The 16,717-nt window shown below is 70.5% G+C and carries 13 protein-coding genes, 1 tRNA gene and 1 pseudogene; 12 read left to right on the top strand and 3 right to left on the bottom strand.

From position 1 onward, the window contains the following. Window position 1: 1 nt before the first annotated feature. The 11 genes from B7P44_RS07805 (at window position 2) to B7P44_RS07755 (ending at window position 12,010) form a co-directional block, all read left to right on the top strand. Window positions 2-958 (top strand): alpha/beta hydrolase, encoded by a 957-nt coding sequence (locus tag B7P44_RS07805; protein ID WP_231716667.1) that lies wholly within the window; start codon window positions 2-4, stop codon window positions 956-958. After that, window positions 955-2,019, top strand: a complete 1,065-nt coding sequence (locus tag B7P44_RS07800) for a FecCD family ABC transporter permease (protein ID WP_084902520.1) — start codon at window positions 955-957, stop codon at window positions 2,017-2,019. The genes B7P44_RS07805 and B7P44_RS07800 overlap by 4 nt, the downstream gene beginning before the upstream one ends. Then, window positions 2,012-2,824, top strand: a complete 813-nt coding sequence (locus B7P44_RS07795) for an ABC transporter ATP-binding protein (protein ID WP_084902517.1) — start codon at window positions 2,012-2,014, stop codon at window positions 2,822-2,824. The genes B7P44_RS07800 and B7P44_RS07795 overlap by 8 nt, the downstream gene beginning before the upstream one ends. 82 nt (window positions 2,825-2,906) lie before the next feature. Continuing rightward, window positions 2,907-2,993 (top strand) — tRNA-Leu (locus tag B7P44_RS07790). 519 nt (window positions 2,994-3,512) lie between these two features. Beyond that, the gene (locus tag B7P44_RS07785) at window positions 3,513-4,763 is read left to right on the top strand and encodes an ROK family protein (protein ID WP_084902515.1); all 1,251 of its coding nucleotides are present in this window, start codon (window positions 3,513-3,515) and stop codon (window positions 4,761-4,763) included. Next, a complete protein-coding gene (locus B7P44_RS07780) occupies window positions 4,750-6,303 on the top strand; it encodes a sugar ABC transporter ATP-binding protein (RefSeq protein WP_084902512.1) in 1,554 nt (517 codons plus the stop codon). Before B7P44_RS07785 ends, B7P44_RS07780 begins: the two co-directional genes overlap by 14 nt. A gap of 50 nt (window positions 6,304-6,353) precedes the next feature. Further along, window positions 6,354-7,391, top strand: a complete 1,038-nt coding sequence (locus B7P44_RS07775; protein ID WP_060305553.1) for an ABC transporter permease subunit — start codon at window positions 6,354-6,356, stop codon at window positions 7,389-7,391. 77 nt (window positions 7,392-7,468) lie between these two features. After that, window positions 7,469-8,413: an ABC transporter substrate-binding protein gene (locus tag B7P44_RS07770; RefSeq protein WP_084902510.1), complete on the top strand. Its 945-nt coding sequence runs from the start codon at window positions 7,469-7,471 to the stop codon at window positions 8,411-8,413. A gap of 96 nt (window positions 8,414-8,509) precedes the next feature. After that, a complete protein-coding gene (locus B7P44_RS07765) occupies window positions 8,510-9,448 on the top strand; it encodes a carbohydrate kinase family protein (protein ID WP_084902507.1) in 939 nt (312 codons plus the stop codon). Then, the gene (gene zwf / locus B7P44_RS07760) at window positions 9,445-10,932 is read left to right on the top strand and encodes a glucose-6-phosphate dehydrogenase (protein ID WP_084902506.1); all 1,488 of its coding nucleotides are present in this window, start codon (window positions 9,445-9,447) and stop codon (window positions 10,930-10,932) included. The genes B7P44_RS07765 and zwf overlap by 4 nt, the downstream gene beginning before the upstream one ends. Window positions 10,933-10,978: 46 nt before the next feature. Continuing rightward, window positions 10,979-12,010 carry an aldose epimerase family protein gene (locus B7P44_RS07755; RefSeq protein ID WP_084902502.1) on the top strand — a complete coding sequence of 344 codons (1,032 nt, stop codon included), beginning with the start codon at window positions 10,979-10,981 and terminating at the stop codon, window positions 12,008-12,010. A 14-nt stretch (window positions 12,011-12,024) separates the two neighbouring features. On the opposite strand, the gene B7P44_RS07750 is transcribed toward B7P44_RS07755, so the two are convergent. From B7P44_RS07750 to B7P44_RS07740, 3 genes are all read right to left on the bottom strand, one after another. Continuing rightward, the gene (locus B7P44_RS07750; RefSeq protein WP_084902501.1) at window positions 12,025-13,752 is read right to left on the bottom strand and encodes a SulP family inorganic anion transporter; all 1,728 of its coding nucleotides are present in this window, start codon (window positions 13,750-13,752) and stop codon (window positions 12,025-12,027) included. 10 nt (window positions 13,753-13,762) lie between these two features. Then, window positions 13,763-14,389 (bottom strand): ParB-like protein, encoded by a 627-nt coding sequence (locus B7P44_RS07745; RefSeq protein WP_084902499.1) that lies wholly within the window; start codon window positions 14,387-14,389, stop codon window positions 13,763-13,765. A 124-nt stretch (window positions 14,390-14,513) separates the two neighbouring features. Further along, the gene (locus B7P44_RS07740; protein WP_084902496.1) at window positions 14,514-15,053 is read right to left on the bottom strand and encodes a GNAT family N-acetyltransferase; all 540 of its coding nucleotides are present in this window, start codon (window positions 15,051-15,053) and stop codon (window positions 14,514-14,516) included. Window positions 15,054-15,298: 245 nt separating this feature from the next. Here B7P44_RS07740 and B7P44_RS07735 point away from each other — a divergent pair. Beyond that, a pseudogene (locus tag B7P44_RS07735) lies at window positions 15,299-16,519 on the top strand (MFS transporter). Window positions 16,520-16,717: the final 198 nt, after the last annotated feature.

Raw genomic sequence — 16,717 nt, 5'->3', positions numbered from 1 at the left:
CATGACCGGGCATCCTTCTCCCGTGCTTCCGATGCGTCGCGGCCTGCTGTTCGCCGGCCTCGCGGGTGCGCTCGCGCCTAGCGTCGCGTGCGCCGGCGCCGCGTCGACTGCGTCGCCATGGCCGGCCGCCGCCGACGCGCCGCCAGTCCGGCTCCCCGCCAGCCACCAGTTCGACGTGACGGTCGCCGGCCGGACCCGGCGCCTGTTCGTCGCGCTGCCGGCCGAGCGTTCGGTGAGCGGGCCGCATCCGGTGCTGGTCGTGCTCGACGGCAACGCGCTGTTCCCGCTCGCCGCGCCGCTCGCGCGCAATCGCGCGGCGCGGCCCGACGCCGCGCGCGAACCGGCGCCGATCGTGATCGGCATCGGCTATCCGACCGACGCGCCGTACGACATGCAGGCGCGCGCCGACGACTACACGCTCGCGCCGCTGCCGAACGGACAGGGTCTCGCCGCGGACCGCTTCCTCGACTTCATCGAACACGACCTGCAGCCGTGGCTCGCGCGCCAGTGGCCGATCGACACCGGCCGGCAGACGCTGTTCGGCCACTCGTACGGCGGCCTGCTGACGCTGTATGCGCTGCTGACACGCCCGCACCTGTTCCGGCGCTACGTCGCCGCGAGCCCGTCGATCTGGTGGAGCGAGCGCGCGCTGCTGCCGTATGCCGACCGCTTCGCCGCGGCCACGACGCCGCTCGACCCGGCGCTGCGCGTCGTCGTGACCGCGGGCAGCCTCGAGGAAGGCGCGCCGAACCCGGACCCCGAACGCATGCGCCGGCAACAGGCGCGCAAGCAGGTCAGCTCGGCCCGCGACTTCGTGCAGCGCGTGGGCCGCCGTCCGGGTCTCGCCGCCACGTTCCGGCTGATCGACGGCGAGGATCACGGCGGCGTCGTGATGCCGAGCGCCGCGCTCGCGGTGCGCGTCGCATGCGCGCCGGGCCTGGGCGAGGACGCCGCATGAGCACGACCGCTCCCGTCCCGCCCGCATCGCTGCGGGTCCGCTACCGCGCGATCGCCGCGCGGCGCGTCGGCGCGCTCGCGATGCTGGCCTGCGTGCTCGTCGCGCTGCTGGTCGTCGACATCGCGACCGGCCCGTCGTCGTTTCCGGTCGCGGACATCGTGACCGGGCTGTTCCGTCCGGACGCGCTGCCGCTCGAGCAGCGCGTGATCCTGTGGGACGTGCGACTGCCCTACGCGCTGATGGCGGTGCTGGTCGGCGCGGCGCTCGGGCTCGCCGGCGCCGAGATGCAGACCGTGCTGAACAACCCGCTCGCGAGCCCGTTCACGCTCGGCATCGCCGCGGCGGGCAGCGTCGGCGCCTCGCTGGTCGTGATCTCCGGCTGGCACCTCGTGCTGTGGAACGAAAACCTCGCGCTGTCGCTCGGCGCGTTCGGCTGCGCGCTGTCGGCGACGCTCCTGATCGTCTGGCTCGCGTGGCGGCACGGCGCGACGACCGAAACCGTCGTGCTGTTCGGCATCGGCCTGATGTTCAGCTTCGAGGCGCTGCTGTGGCTGCTGCAGTTCATCGCCGATGCGAACGCGCTCCAGCAGATCGTGTTCTGGAGCATGGGCAGCCTCGCGCGGGCGACCTGGAGCAAGATCGCGATCCTCGCGTGCGTGCTCGCCGCCAGCGTGCTGTGGAGCGCGCCGGGCGTCGCGTCGATGACCGCGCTGCGCGCCGGCGAGGAACAGGCGCGCAGCATGGGCATCGCGGTCGAGCGGCTGCGGCTCGTCACGCTCGTGCGCATCAGCCTGCTGTCGGCGACCGCGCTGTCGTTCGTCGGCACGATCGGCTTCGTCGGCCTGGTCGGCCCGCACGTCGCGCGGCTGCTCGTCGGCGACGACCATCGCCACTACCTGCCCGGCGCGGCGCTCGCCGGCGCGATCATGCTGTCGGCCGCGTCGGTGCTCAGCAAAACCCTCGTCGAGGGCGTCGTGCTCCCGATCGGCATCATCACCGCGCTCGTCGGCGTGCCGCTCTTCATCACGCTGATCAGCCGTCGCAGGAGGCTCGATGGATAACCCGCAACACGCGCTGCGCATCGACGGGCTCGACGTCGCCTACGGCGCGCGCACGATCCTCGCGCGGCTGTCGCTGCGGCCGGTGCCGCCCGGCAGCGCCGTCGCGCTGCTCGGCCCGAACGGCGTCGGCAAATCGACGCTGCTGCGCGCGCTCGCCCGCCTCGTCGCCGCGCGCGGCGACGCGACGCTCGACCGGCACGACCTGCTGCGCGGCGCGCGCCGCGACCACATGCGCCGGGTCGGGTACCTGCCGCAGACGCTGCCGCAGCCGACGTCGCTGCTCGTCTACGAGGCGGTGCGCGGCGCGCTGCGCGCGACCTGCGGCGGCTTGTCGGCCGACGCGCAGGATGCCCGCCTCGAACGCGTGTTCGCGCAGCTGAACCTGCATGCGCTCGCGACGACGCCGCTCGACCGGCTGTCGGGCGGACAGCGCCAGATGGTCGGGCTCGCGCAGGTGCTGGTGCGCGACACGCCGCTGCTGCTGCTGGACGAGCCGACGAGCGCGCTCGACCTGCGCTGGCAGCTGCTCGCGCTGGAGGCGATGCGGGATGCGGTCACGCGGCGCGGCGCGATTGCGCTCGTCGCGATTCACGACCTGAATCTCGCGGCCCGCTTCTGCGATCGCCTCGTGCTGCTCGGCCACGACGGCGTGGTGGCCGACGGCGGCGTCGCCGACGTGCTGACGCCGGCGAACCTGCGACGCGCGTACCGCGTCGACGCGCGCGTCGAGCGCACGGTGTCGGGCGACTACGTGACGCTCGCCGAACGCGCGACGTCGTCCGACGCGCACGCCGAGGTTTTTTGAGCGGGCGCAAAAAACCTGTTGACAGCCTTCGCAACTGCTCTATAATCGCGGTCTTTCGCGAATGCAGCACCAAGCGAAACGTGCCCAGGTGGCGGAATTGGTAGACGCACTAGGTTCAGGTCCTAGCGGTGGCAACACCGTGGAGGTTCGAGTCCTCTCCTGGGCACCACTTGATTTCAAAAAAGGTCAGCGCAGGCTGGCCTTTTTTCATTTGCACGCCCAGGAAGCAAAGCGCCTGCGCGCTTTGCGCGAGGACTCGAAAGGCTGCGCTTGCAAGCGCAGCCGGGGTCGCGCCCGTGTGACCGAGTCCTCTCCTGGGCACCATCTGTTTTTTGAAAGGCCGGCTATATGCCGGCCTTTTTCATTTCCGGCTCAGGGAGGCCCCTCTTCCCTGAAAGACCGGCTCCGGCCGGGCCGGCCTCCTTCATCTCGCACACTCGCAACGCTAAGCAACGCAGCGAGGCAGCCATGCCCGCCTCGCCCCGCGACCACACACCGTCTCGCGCCATCTTCGCGTACGGGCCGATCTTCTCCGGGCAGTTTCCTGTTGGGCGGCGCCGGGATGTCGCCGGCGCTCCCGCCCCCTGCCCGGGATTTCCCTAGGCTGACACGCCGCTCGCGTCACGGTTAAATAAATCAACGTGATTTATTTAATGCGCCGAACACCGGCGCCATGGAAGGAGACGCCATGCGAAGCCCGCACATCGGCCAGGGCAGCAACTCAGCCAACGTGCGCCGTTACAACGAGCGCCTGCTGCTGAAGACCCTGCGTCGCGCGGGCAGCGCGTCGAAGGCCGATCTCGCGCGTCTCGCGAACATGACCGGCACGGCGGTCGGCAGCATCATCGCGTCGCTCGCCGACGCGAAGCTGATCGAATTCACCGGCCGCCGCGTCGAAGGCCAGCGCGGCCAGCCCGCGTCGCTGATCCGGCTCGATCCGCGCGGCGCGTTCGGCATCGGCGTCCACCTCGACCGGATGCGCATCGAGACGGCGCTCGTCAACTTCGCCGGCGACGTGCTCGGCCGCGTCACGCACGACACCCTGCTGCCGCCGCCCGCGGAGGTCCTCGAGATCGTCCGGCGCGACATCGCCGCGATGCAGGCCCTCCTCCCCGCGCACGAGCGCGAGCGCCTCAGCGGCATCGGTGTCGCGCAGCCGTACAACCTCGGCAGCTGGATGCGAGAGCTCGGCCTCGCGCCCGACACGTTCCGCCCGTGGGAAGACGTCGATTTCGCGAGCGAACTCGGGCGCGCGCTGGCGCTGCCGGTGTTCGGCGAGAACGACGGCAATGCGGCCGCGATCGCCGAACTGTTCTACGGCTTCGGCCGCCAGCAGGACGACTTCATCTACCTGTTCATCGGCCCGGCGATCGGCGGCGGGATCGCGATCGACGGCGACTGCCTGCGCGGCGTCACCGGCAACGCGGGCGACATCGGCGTGATGCCGGTGCCGCCGAGCCGCCTGCCGTCGGCGCCGCCGCCGCGCGGCCCGTGGGACATCCTGCTCGCGCGTGCGTCGCTGCACGCGCTCGTGCGCCACCTGCGCTACAGCGGCGAGCGCGTCGACAACCGCGCCGACCTCGAGGCGTGCATCGCACGCGGCCTGCCCGCCGTCGACGAATGGATCGACGACTGCGTCGACGCGCTCGCGCCGGCGCTGCGCGCGGTGCTGTGCGTGGTCGACGCGCCGGTCGTCGTGCTCGACGCCGACACCGACGCCGGCCTGATCGACGCGGTGACGACCCGCCTGCGCGCCGCCCTCGTCGCGACCGCGCCGGAGGCGCGCGGCACGCCGACGCTGGTGCGCGGCACGTTCGGCGCGGACGCCGGCGCGATCGGCGCGGCGACGCTGCCGATGTTCTTCAACTTCTCCCCGCGGGCCGGCATCCTCAAGGGCGCGGGCGCGGAATCGCAGGAGGTCAACCATGTCGCGATCTGAGTCGCCCCGTCCGCTGCTCGAGATGCGCGGGATCAGCAAGACGTTCCCGGCCGTGCGCGCGCTCGACAACGTGAGCCTGACCGTCTATCCGGGCGAGATCCATTCGTTGATGGGCGAGAACGGCGCGGGCAAGTCGACGCTGATGAAGATCCTGTCGGGCGCTTACCAGGCCGACGCGGGCGGCGAGATCCTGATCGACGGCGCGCGCATCGACGTCGACGGCCCGCTCGCCGCGCGCGACGCGGGCGTCGCGGTGATCTACCAGGAGCTGTGCCTCGCGCCGAACCTGACGGTCGCGGAGAACATCTACGTCGGCCGCGAGCTGCGGCGCGGCAACCGCCGCTGGGGCACGATCGACCGCGCGGCGATGTCGCGCGGCTGCCGGGACGTGCTCACGCGGCTCGGCGCGACATTCGGGCCCGACACGCTGGTCGGCACGCTGTCGATCGCCGAGCAGCAGCTGGTCGAGATCGCGCGCGCCGTCCACACCCGCGCGCGGATCCTCGTGATGGACGAGCCGACGACGCCGCTGTCGTCGCGCGAGACCGAGCGCCTGTTCCGGCTGATCCGCCAGCTGCGCGAGGAAGGCCTCGCGATCATCTACATCAGCCACCGGATGGCGGAAATCTACGAGCTGTCCGACCGAGTGTCGGTGCTGCGCGACGGCACCTACGTCGGCACGCTCGACAGCGCATCGCTGTCGGCCGAGCGACTGGTCGGCATGATGGTCGGCCGCGACATCTCGGGCTTCTACAAGAAGGAACATGCGCCGTACGACCGCGGCCACCTGCTGCTGTCGGTGCGTGACGTCGCGGACGGCGGCCGCGTGCGCGGCTGCAGCCTCGACCTGCACGCGGGCGAGGTGCTCGGCATCGCGGGGCTCGTCGGCGCGGGCCGCACCGAGCTCGCGCGGCTGATCTTCGGCGCCGAGCCGCGCACGCGCGGCGACGTGACGATCGGCGAGCGGACCTTCGGCGCGCACTCGCCGCGCGACGCGATCGACGCCGGCCTCGTCTACCTGACCGAAGACCGCAAGCGCCAGGGCCTGTTCCTCGACATGAGCGTGCGCGACAACATCAACATCTCGGTGTGCAGCCGCGACGCCCGGCTCGGCAAGCTCGACCTCGCACGCGGCGCAACGCGCGCGCGCGACGCGATCGCGTCACTGTCGATCCGCGTGCCGAATGCGAACGTCAATGTCGGCGCGCTGTCGGGCGGCAACCAGCAGAAGGTGCTGCTGTCGCGCCTGCTCGAAACGAGGCCGCGCGTGCTGATCCTCGACGAGCCGACCCGCGGCGTCGACATCGGCGCGAAATCCGAGATCTACCGGATCATCAACGACCTCGCCCGCGCGGGCGTCGGCGTGATCGTGATCTCGAGCGAGTTGCCGGAGATCATCGGCGTCGCCGACCGCGTGCTGGTGATGCGCGAAGGCGAGATCGCCGGCGAGCTCGGCGGCTACACCGGCGCGCCGATCACGCAGGAAGCGATCATCGCGCTCGCCACCGGCTCGCAAACGGAACCGGCGGTCGTGCACTGAGCGCACTGAGCTCCGCCGCAAATTTTCCACCTTACGTTTAGGCTACCGAAATGATCAACCCGACCAAGCAGCGGAACCTCGCTTCCGCGCCGGCCCATCCGGTACAAGAGCGCGCGCCGCAGGTGCGGCTCGGCGAGCACCGCGCGCGCATGCAGGCGCTGATGCGCACCGCCGGCATGCTGCCGGTCCTGCTGATCCTGTGCGTCGGCTTCGGCTTCCTGACCGACGGCTTCTTCACGCTGCAGAACCTGTCGATCGTCACGCAGCAGGCGTCGATCAACATCGTGCTCGCCGCGGGGATGACGTTCGTGATCCTGACGGGCGGCATCGACCTGTCGGTCGGCTCGGTGCTCGCCGCCGCGGCCGTGGCGGCGCTGCTCGCGTCGAACATCCCGAACTGGGGCTGGCTCGGCGTGCCGGCCGCGCTCGCGGTCGGCCTCGTGTTCGGCGTGATCAACGGCGGGCTGATCGCGCTGCTGCGCCTGCCGCCGTTCATCGTCACGCTCGGCGCGCTGACCGCCGTGCGCGGCGTCGCCCGGCTGATGGGCAACGACACGACGATCTTCAACCCGCAGCTGCCGTTCGCGTTCATCGGCAACGGCTCGATCCTCGGCGTGCCGTGGCTCGTCGTGATCGCCGGCGCGGTGATCGTCGCATCGTGGTTCATCCTGCGCCGCACCGTGCTCGGCATGCGGATCTACTCGGTCGGCGGCAACCCGGAAGCCGCGCGCCTGTCGGGCATCAACGTGCGCGCGATCCAGCTGTTCGTCTACGCGGCGTCGGGCCTGCTCGCCGGCCTCGGCGCGGTGATGTCGGCCGCGCGGCTCTATGCGGCCAACGGCCTGCAGCTCGGCCAGTCGTACGAGCTCGACGCAATTGCCGCGGTGATCCTCGGCGGCACCAGCTTCGTCGGCGGCGTCGGCTCGATCGTCGGCACGCTGATCGGCGCGCTGATCATCGCGGTGCTGACCAACGGCCTCGTGCTGCTCGGCGTGTCCGACATCTGGCAATACATCATCAAGGGGCTCGTGATCATCGGCGCGGTCGCGCTCGACCGCTACCGCCAGCGCGATTCGGCCCGCACCTGACCTTCCCCTTTCACCCATCGGGGCGCAGGCAGGTCCTCCTGCGCCCTCCGTCCAACGGACCTCACGGAGACAACGACATGTTCAAGCCCCAAGCTGTCCTGACCGGCATCGCCTGCGCGCTCGCCTTTGCGACGGCCGCCGCGCACGCGGCCGACAAGCCGCTGAAGTCGATCGGCATCACGGTCGGCTCGCTCGGCAACCCGTACTTCGTCACGATCGCGAGAGGCGCCGAGGCGCGCGCGAAGCAGATCAACCCGGGCGCGAAGGTCACGGCCGTGTCGGCCGACTACGACCTGAACAAGCAGTTCACGCAGATCGACAACTTCATCGCCGCGCACGTCGACATGATCCTGCTCAACGCGGCCGATCCGAAGGCGATCGAACCCGCGGTGAAGAAGGCGCAGGCGGCCGGCATCACGGTGATCGCGGTCGACGTCGCCGCGGCCGGCGCGAACGCGACCGTGCAGACCAACAACGTGAAGGCCGGCGAGCTCGCGTGCGACTTCCTCGCGAAAAAGCTGGGCGGCAAGGGCAACGTGATCATCGAGAACGGCCCGCAGGTGTCGGCGGTGGTCGACCGCGTGAACGGCTGCAAGACCGTGCTCGCGAAGAATCCGGGCATCAAGCTGCTGTCCGCCGACCAGGACGGCAAAGGCTCGCGCGAAGGCGGGATGAACGCGATGCAGGGCTACCTGACGCGCTTTCCGAAGCTCGACGGCGTGTTCACGATCAACGATCCGCAGGCCGTCGGCAGCGATCTCGCCGCGAAGCAGCTGAACCGCACCGGCATCGTGATCACGTCGGTCGACGGCGCGCCCGACATCGAGACCGCGCTCAAGAGCAACACGCTCGTGCAGGCGTCGTCCAGCCAGGACCCGTGGGCGATGGCGCAGCAGGCCGTCAACGTCGGCTACGGGATCATGAACGGCCAGAAGCCGGCCAATCCGATGATCCTGATCGAGCCGACGCTGATCACGCGCGACAACGTGAAGGGCTACAAGGGCTGGAGCGCGCCGCACTGAACCGTCGGGCGCGGGCGCACGGCGCCCGCCCGACGGCTCCCCCGACCGATCAACCGCAACAAGGCACGGCGCGAGCTCGCGGCGTGACGCCCAGACATGACGACGAACCTTCCCCGCCTGGTCGTATTCGGCGAAGCGCTGACCGATTTCATCCGCGACGACGCGCAGCACTGGCACAGCGTCGCCGGCGGCTCGTGCTGGAACGTGGCGCGCGTCGGCGCCCGGCTCGGCGTGCCGACCGGCTTCGCCGGCACGGTCAGCCGCGACATCTTCGGCGACGAGCTGATGCGCAAGAGCGCCGAGGCCGGGCTCGACATGCGCTTCATCCGGCAGGTCGACCGCGCGCCGTTGCTCGCGATGGTCGTGTCGAAGCGGCCGCCGAACTATTTCTTCATCGGCGAGAACAGCGCCGATCTCGCGTTCGACCCGGCCGCCCTGCCCGCCGGCGCGCTGGAGGCGGCGGAGATCGTGCACGTCGGCTCGCTCGGCGTCGTGCGCGAGCCGCTCGCGTCGCGCCTCGTCGATATCGCGCAGGCCGCACGCGCGGCCGGCAAGCGGATCTCGTTCGACCCGAACTTCCGCGCGCCGATGGCCGATCCGTCGTATCGCGCGACGCTGCGCCGGCTGGCCGGCCTCGCCGACACCATCAAGGTGTCCGACGAAGACCTGCTCGGCCTGTTTCCCGAGCTCGACGAGGCCGCCGCCATCGCGCAACTGCGCGCGTGGGCGCCCGGCGCGGCCGTGCTCGTCACGCGCGGCGCGGCCGGCATGCAGCTGTTCCACGGCGGCGACACGCTGTTCCAGCCGGCGTTCCCGACCGAGGTCGCCGATACCGTCGGCTGCGGCGACGCGACCGTCGGCGGCTGGATGGCGAGCCTCCTCACGCGCCCCGACGCGCCGGCCGCCGAACATCTGCGCTACGCAGCCGCCTGCGCGGCGGTCGCGTGCGCGCATCCGGGCGCCTATGCGCCGACGGCCGCCGAAGTGGCCGAACGGCTCGACGCGTCGAGCGCCGCCGCGGGTCTGCCGCGATGAACGCCGCCCCCGCCACCGCGTCGCGCGACCCGGCCGCGTTCGCCTTCGTGCTGTTCGGCGGCACCGGCGACCTCGCGATGCGCAAGATCCTGCCGGCGCTGTACGCCGCGCATCGCGACGGCCTGCTCGCGAGCGCCGGACGCATCGTCGCGATCGCGCAGAATCCGTTCGACCATGCCGGCTACCTGCGCTGGATCGAGGCGTCCGTGCGCCCGCACGTCGATGTCGCGTCGTTCGACGCGGAGTCATGGCGCGGCTTCGTCGAACGGCTCGCCTACGTCGAACTCGACGCGAGCCGTCCGGACGCGTTCGCGCGCCTGCGCGACGCGCTCGAGCCGATCCCGGGCCGCCGCATCTTCTACCTCGCGACCGGGCCGTCGCTGTTCGTGCCGATCTGCCGCTCGCTCGCGGCGGCGGGCCTCGCGCCACGCGAATCGCGCATCGTGCTCGAGAAGCCGCTCGGCTACGACCTGGCATCGTCGGCCGCGATCAACGATGCGGTCGGCACCATCTTCAGCGAGGAGCAGATCTACCGGATCGACCACTACCTCGGCAAGGAGGCGGTGCAGAACCTGTTCGCGCTGCGCTTCGGCAACGTGATGTTCGAGCCGCTGTGGCGGCGCGAATGGATCGAGAACATCCAGATCACCGTTGCGGAAGAACTCGGCGTCGGCGGGCGCGGCCCGTTCTACGACCAGACCGGCGCGCTGCGCGACATGGTGCAGAACCACCTGCTGCAACTGCTCGCGATCATCGCGATGGAGCCGCCGCAATCGATGGACGCGGATGCGGTGCGCGACGAGAAGCTGCGCGTGCTGCGCGCGCTGAAGCCGCTCGCCGGCGACGACATTGCACGCAGCGTCGTGCGCGGCCAGTATCGCGCGGGCGCGGTGCGCGGCGCGGCCGTGCCGGCCTACCGCGACGAGCCGGGCATCGCACCCGACAGCGCCACCGAGACCTTCATCGCGCTGAAGGCCGAGGTCGACAACTGGCGCTGGGCCGGCGTGCCGTTTTTCCTGCGCACCGGCAAGCGGCTCGCCGATCGCGTGGCCGAGATCGTCGTCAACTTCCGGCCGGTGCCGCATTCAGCGCTCGGCGCCGCGGCGCTGCGGCCCGGCTCAAACCGGCTCACGATCCGCCTGCAGCCCGACGAATCGATCCGGCTCAGCACGCTCGCGAAGCAGCCGGGGCTCGGCATGTCGCTGCAGGGCGTGCACCTCGATCTCGCGTTCGACCGCTTCTTCGAGCAGAACCGGATGGACGCGTATCAGCGCCTGCTGCTCGACGTGATCGCGGGACGCCTCGCGCTGTTCGTGCGCCGCGACGAACAGGAAGCCGCCTGGCGCTGGGTCGCGCCGATCCTCGCCGACGGCGCGCAGCGCGCGAGCGCGCCGAAGCCGTACTCGGCCGGCAGCTGGGGCCCCGCGCCGGCGAGCGCGCTGCTCGCGCGGCACGGCACGTGCTGGCGCGAGGAAGAAAACTGACCGGCCGCGCCTCCTTCAACGCACTGTGCATTCACGCATCGACCTCATGGAATCTGTCTGGCATCTCGAATGGGCGCACGGCGCGTTCGACCTGCATGCGCAAGGCGGCATGCTCGGCGGCGTCGCGTTCGTCGTCGGCGATCGCATCGTCCGGCCGTTTTACGAGCCGCCGTGGCTCGGCGAATCCGCGCCTCGACCCGAAGGCCTGCTCGGCGCGATGCGCAGCGAATTCGCGTGCGTGCCGTTCGGCGTGCCGTATGCGACGGACGGTCTCGCCGACGGCTGGCGCGACGCGGTCGCTACGCCCGTCGCCGCGCACGACGCGCCGCCCGACCCGAGCGACGACCTGCAGCACGGCTACGGCTGCATCGGCCAATGGACCTGCGTGCGGCGCGGCGCGCTCGACATCGAGATCGCGCTCGACTATCCGGCCGGCTCGCCGATCGCGCGGCTCACGCGCACGATCCGCGCGGACCCGCAGCGCCCCGCGCTCGACGTCGTGCTGCGGATCGACGCGCGCGCCCACGCGCGCCGCCCTGTCGGCCTGCATCCGAATCTCGCGCTGCCGGCGCTTGCGGGCGCGTTTCGCATCGAGCCGGGCGCGTTCCGCTTCGGCGTCGTGCATCCGGGCGGACCGGAGCCCGGCGTGTCGCGCGGCCGCCCCGGCGCGACGTTCGAGACGCTCGACCGGGTGCCGCTCGCCGGCGGCGGCTATCGGGCATTCGACCGGCTGCCGTTCGCGGACGCGACCGAGGAAATCGTGCAGCTGTGCGGGATCGACGGCGGCGTGACGCTGCACGACGAGGTGGCCGGCACGGCCTGCCGCCTGACCTGGGATGCCGCCGTGCTGCCGTCGCTGCTGCTGTGGATCAGCAATCGCGGCAGGACCCATGCGCCGTGGAACGGGCGCAATCTCTGCGTCGGCGTCGAGCCGGTCGCGAGCGCGTTCGAACTGGGTTGCGCGGCATCGCTCGCGCCGAACCCGATCAACGCGCGCGGCGTGGCGACCGCGGTGACGCTCGATCCGGCGCAGCCGCTCGAGATCGCGTATCGCTTCGACGTGCTCGACGTGCTTTAAGCGCGCTGATCCCGTCAGGCGTCAGCCGTCGCCGCGCGGCCCGACGCCTGCAGTTGCTGCAGGCTCTCGTCGACGCTCAACTCGGACATCGCGTCGGCGCGCAGCGTGTCGTCGGCCGCGCGATGCAGCGCGTGCAACGCATGCAGCTTGAGGCGCACCATCGCGAAACGCTGGCCGCGCGCCGCGCATTCCGCGGCGAACGTGCGCAGCGACTCGATCGTCGTGCCGTCGACGTCGGGCGTCTCCTCGAGGCTCAGCATCACCGTATGCGTGTCCGGCGCCGCCTTCATGAGCGCGCGCACACGGTTCAGCATCCGGTCCGCATTCGCGAAGAACAGCTGCGCCTCCGGCCGCGCGATCAGCACGCCAGGCACCGCCTTCGCGTCCTCGTGGATCGACACGTCGACGAAGTCGTGGCTGTCGCGCAGCCGTCCGAGCACGCTCACGTTCGGCTCCGACAGCTTGCGCAGCGTCAGCAGCAGGCTCACGCCGATCGCGGCGAGCAGCCCGTGCAGCACGCCGAGCACCAGCACCGCGAGCAGCGCGGCGATCACGACGAGCCGGTCGCGATGCCAGACCCAGTACGGCTTGAACACGGACGGATGCAGCGAATGGCTGACCGCGAAGATCACGATCGCCGCGAGCACCGGCTCGGGCGTGCGCGACAGCTGCGGCAGCAGCAGCCACACGATCAGCGCGATCACGCCGGCCGCCCACAGCCCGGCGAAGCGCGACTGCGCGCCCGCCGCCTCGTTCGCGGAGGTCGCCGAATAACCGGCGCCGACCGGCATCCCGTGCAGCAGCCCCGACACGAGATTCGCGCAGCCGAGCGCGACGAGGTCGCGGTTCGGCGACACGCCGTCGCCGTGCTTCAACGCGAAATTGCGGATCGAGCCGTACGATTCCGCGTAGAGGATCAGCATCAGCGCGAACGCGAGTTCGGTGGTCTGCATCCACGCGTTGCGGTCGAGGGTCGGCAGCCCGAACGCGACGTGCTGGAAGTCGATGTGGCCGACGATCGCGATCCCGTAGCGCTGCCAGTCGACCACATAGCCGGCCGCGATCGACAGCACGATCACGACCAGCGTCGCGGGCACGCGCGAGCGGCGCCCGAGCAGGAACAGCAGCGCGAGCGCCCCGCCGCCGAGCGCGACGCTCGCGAGATTCGCGTGCACGGCGCCTTCGATCAGGTCGAGCGCGACGCGCGGCGCGTCGCTGTGCTGCACCTTGATCGCGAGGATCTTCGGCAGTTGCTTGACGACGATCGTGACCGCGAGCCCGAACGTGAACCCGCGCAACACGGGCCGCGCGACGAAATCCGACATGCCGCCGAGCCGGAACGCGCCCGCGAGGATGAACAGCACGCCCGTCATCGCGACGAGCGCGGCCGCGAGCGCGAGCTGCGCGGCGAGCCCCATCCCCGCCTCGGCGAACACCGTCGCCGCGAGCACGGCGGCCGACGACGACGTCGACGACACGATCGCGAAGCGGCTGCTGCCCGTCAGCGCGTAGACGACGAGCCCCGACAGCAGCGCGATCAGGCCGGCCTGCGGCGGCAGGTTCGCGAGCCCCGCGTAGGCGACCGCCTCGGGAATCAGCAGGCCCGCGATCGACACGCCGGCCAGCGCATCGCGGCCGATGCGCTGCGTGCGCGGCGGCGGCGCCTCGCCGAGCGCGGCGAAATGGTCGGCGTGCTGCGGGCCGGCGTCGGGATGGAGTTGCGGCGTGCGGGCGGTCGGCATCGCTTGGCGGTCAGGTTTTCGTGACGATGACGCCCGACCAGCCGGGCAGGTAGCGCGCGTCCTGCTCGTGCGCGCGCTGCAGCGCTGCGTCGAGCGCCTTGTCGAAGTTCTTGCGGATCTGGTCAGGCGTCACGTGCAGCCGCAGGTAGTCGGCCCACAGGAATTCGCTGAACGGCGTCGCGTCCTTCGCATAGCCGCCCGCGGTGCGCAGCTCGCCCGCGAGGCTGCGGTACGGGTCGTCCTCGAGCCCCGTGAGCACCTTCGGCAGATGCGCATAGTCGTGACGCGTGCCGTCCGGGCCGAACGGGTGCACCCACTGGTTGTGCTCCATCATCCGCCAGAAGATCGTCTCGTCGAGCCACGACAGGTCCTTCAGCAGCATCGCCTTCACGGTTGTCTCGCCTTCCTCGATCAGCGCGAGGCCGAGATGATGATGATCGGTGATGAAATGCCGGCCGTCGGGGCCGACGACCGCGGGAAACCAGTGCGAATCGATCGCCGCTTTGCGTTCGCGCTTGCCGAGCGTCTTCCAGTGCTTGCGCTTCGCTTTCACCTCGCGATAGCCGACCGTCATCTGGGTCGGGCGCAGCGCTTCGAGCTTGACGGGAATGAGATGAACATCGCGGCCGAGTGACATGATCGTGACCTCTGTAGACAAATTCCGGCAACGATACTCCTGATCCTGCACGGCGTTAATACCACGCATCCCTCGCCTGCCCGGGCTTGACGATCATTGACAACCCCACGCGCATGCGCGGCCGCTACGCGCTCAGGTCGTCGCGCTCGAGCCGGTAGCGCATGTACGGGATGCCGTCCTGCACGACGCCGACGCGGCGCATGCCGAGCTTGCGCGCGACGTTCAGTGAGCCGGCGTTGGCCGCCGCGATGTCGGCGATCACGCGCGGCAGGCGCACCGCGTCGAACGCGTGGCGCACGAGGGCCGCCGCGGCTTCGCTCGCGATGCCGCGCCCCCATGCGTTGCGCACGAGCCGCCAGCCGATCTCCACGTCGCGCGCGCCGCCCACGTAGTCAGGAATCAGCAGCACCCAGCCGACGAACGCGTCCGGCGCGGCCTTCTCGAAGATCGACCAGTAGCCGAGCCCCGGCGGATAGTCGCGGGTGATCCGGTGCTCGACGAAGCGGCGGTGCTCGACCGGGTCGTGCCACGGCCCGGCGATGTAGCGCGTGACCTCGGGATCGCGGTCCATCGCGAGGCACGCGTCGAGATCGGCCAGCACGCGCGGACGCAGCCACAGGCGGGCGGTTTCGAGCGCGGGCAGCGCGGCGGGACATGCGGTCATCGGGACTCCTGAGCCGGCGCAGGCGCGCGCCGTCGAATTACAAAAACACTACAGCGGCCATTCCGGAACAGCGCGCGCAGCCATTGCGCAGCCGGAAACAGACCATTTCGTAGGGATTATTCCCGATTCGGCCGCGTCGCGCGATGCGGCGACCTACACTCGATCAATGCCCCCGCGCAGCGCGCCGGCCGGGCGGCGCAGGCACGCGAACCCGCACGGCGCACGCCAACCAGGAGACGTCCGCCATGAGCTGGACCCGTGAGCAACGCAACGTCACGATCGCCGCCTATCTCGGCTGGACGCTCGATGCATTCGATTTCTTCCTGATGGTCTTCGTGCTGAAGGACATCGCGGCCGAGTTCAATTCGACCATCCCGGCCGTTGCGTTCGCACTGACGCTGACGCTCGCGATGCGCCCGCTCGGCGCGCTGATCTTCGGCCGGCTCGCCGACCGCTACGGCCGCCGCCCGACGCTGATGATCAACATCGCGTGCTACTCGCTGCTCGAGCTCGCGTCCGGTTTCGCGCCGAGCCTCGCGGCGCTGCTCGTGTTGCGCGCGCTGTTCGGCGTCGCGATGGGCGGCGAATGGGGCGTCGGGTCCGCGCTGACGATGGAGACCGTGCCGACCCATGCGCGCGGCGTGGTGTCGGGCCTGCTGCAGGCCGGCTACCCGAGCGGCTACCTGCTCGCGTCCGTTGTGTTCGGCGTTCTCTACCAGTACATCGGCTGGCGCGGGATGTTCATGGTCGGCGTGCTGCCCGCGCTGCTCGTGCTGTACGTGCGCACGAGCGTGCCCGAATCGCCGGCCTGGAAGCAGATGGAGAAGCGCCCTCGCCCGCGTCTTTCGGCCACGCTGCAGCAGAACTAGAAGCTCGCGATCTACGCCGTCGTGCTGATGACCGCGTTCAACTTCTTCTCGCACGGCACGCAGGACCTGTATCCGACCTTCCTGCGCGAGCAGCACCACTTCGATCCGCACACCGTGTCGTGGATCACGATCGTGCTGAACATCGGCGCGATCGTCGGCGGGCTGACCTTCGGCGCGGTCTCCGAGAAATTCGGCCGGCGCCGCTCGATCCTCGTCGCCGCGCTGATCGCGCTGCCGGTGCTGCCGCTGTGGGCCTACTCGAGCGGCCCGCTCGCGCTCGCCGCCGGCGCGTTCCTGATGCAGATCTCGGTCCAGGGCGCATGGGGCATCATTCCGGTCCACCTGAACGAGATTTCTCCCGGTGAAATCCGCGCAACGTTCCCCGGCTTCGTTTACCAGCTCGGCAACCTGCTCGCGTCCGGCAACGCGACGATGCAGGCGTCGGTCGCGGTCTCGCACGGCAACAACTACAGCTTCGCGCTCGCGCTCGTGTGCGGCACCGTCGCGATCGTGATCGCAGTCCTGATCATGTTCAGCCCCGAGCGACGCGGCGTCGACATGACGCAATCCGTCAATACGCGTAGCGCCGTCGGGTGAACCGGCGGGATGACGCGACGCACCATGCCGTGCGGCCCGACCAGCGGAGGCCACGCGGCAATCTTTCCGCACCTGCACATCGATCTAGAGGTTTCTGTCCAGAATCAGCGCTTGCCCGCGCAGCCCACGCCTTTTTATCTTAAGAAAAACGCTTGTTTGAATTACAAATTCGAATCGCCGGTTCGCGTCCGCGCGATC

The organism is Burkholderia ubonensis subsp. mesacidophila (genome assembly GCF_002097715.1).
Classification (GTDB): Bacteria; Pseudomonadota; Gammaproteobacteria; order Burkholderiales; family Burkholderiaceae; genus Burkholderia; species Burkholderia mesacidophila.
This window is presented reverse-complemented; position numbering and strand designations above follow the sequence as displayed.

Excerpts from the sequence above, each read along its gene's own strand:
- B7P44_RS07780 (WP_084902512.1), top strand. The coding sequence starts at position 4,750 with ATGTCGCGATCTGAGTCGCCCCGTCCGCTGCTCGAGATGCGCGGGATC.
- B7P44_RS07795 (WP_084902517.1), top strand. The coding sequence starts at position 2,012 with ATGGATAACCCGCAACACGCGCTGCGCATCGACGGGCTCGACGTCGCC.
- B7P44_RS07800 (WP_084902520.1), top strand. The coding sequence starts at position 955 with ATGAGCACGACCGCTCCCGTCCCGCCCGCATCGCTGCGGGTCCGCTAC.
- B7P44_RS07805 (WP_231716667.1), top strand. The coding sequence starts at position 2 with ATGACCGGGCATCCTTCTCCCGTGCTTCCGATGCGTCGCGGCCTGCTG.
- B7P44_RS07775 (WP_060305553.1), top strand. The coding sequence starts at position 6,354 with ATGATCAACCCGACCAAGCAGCGGAACCTCGCTTCCGCGCCGGCCCAT.
- B7P44_RS07770 (WP_084902510.1), top strand. The coding sequence starts at position 7,469 with ATGTTCAAGCCCCAAGCTGTCCTGACCGGCATCGCCTGCGCGCTCGCC.
- B7P44_RS07765 (WP_084902507.1), top strand. The coding sequence starts at position 8,510 with ATGACGACGAACCTTCCCCGCCTGGTCGTATTCGGCGAAGCGCTGACC.
- zwf (WP_084902506.1), top strand. The coding sequence starts at position 9,445 with ATGAACGCCGCCCCCGCCACCGCGTCGCGCGACCCGGCCGCGTTCGCC.
- B7P44_RS07750 (WP_084902501.1), bottom strand. The coding sequence starts at position 13,752 with ATGCCGACCGCCCGCACGCCGCAACTCCATCCCGACGCCGGCCCGCAG.
- B7P44_RS07745 (WP_084902499.1), bottom strand. The coding sequence starts at position 14,389 with ATGTCACTCGGCCGCGATGTTCATCTCATTCCCGTCAAGCTCGAAGCG.
- B7P44_RS07785 (WP_084902515.1), top strand. The coding sequence starts at position 3,513 with ATGCGAAGCCCGCACATCGGCCAGGGCAGCAACTCAGCCAACGTGCGC.
- B7P44_RS07740 (WP_084902496.1), bottom strand. The coding sequence starts at position 15,053 with ATGACCGCATGTCCCGCCGCGCTGCCCGCGCTCGAAACCGCCCGCCTG.
- B7P44_RS07755 (WP_084902502.1), top strand. The coding sequence starts at position 10,979 with ATGGAATCTGTCTGGCATCTCGAATGGGCGCACGGCGCGTTCGACCTG.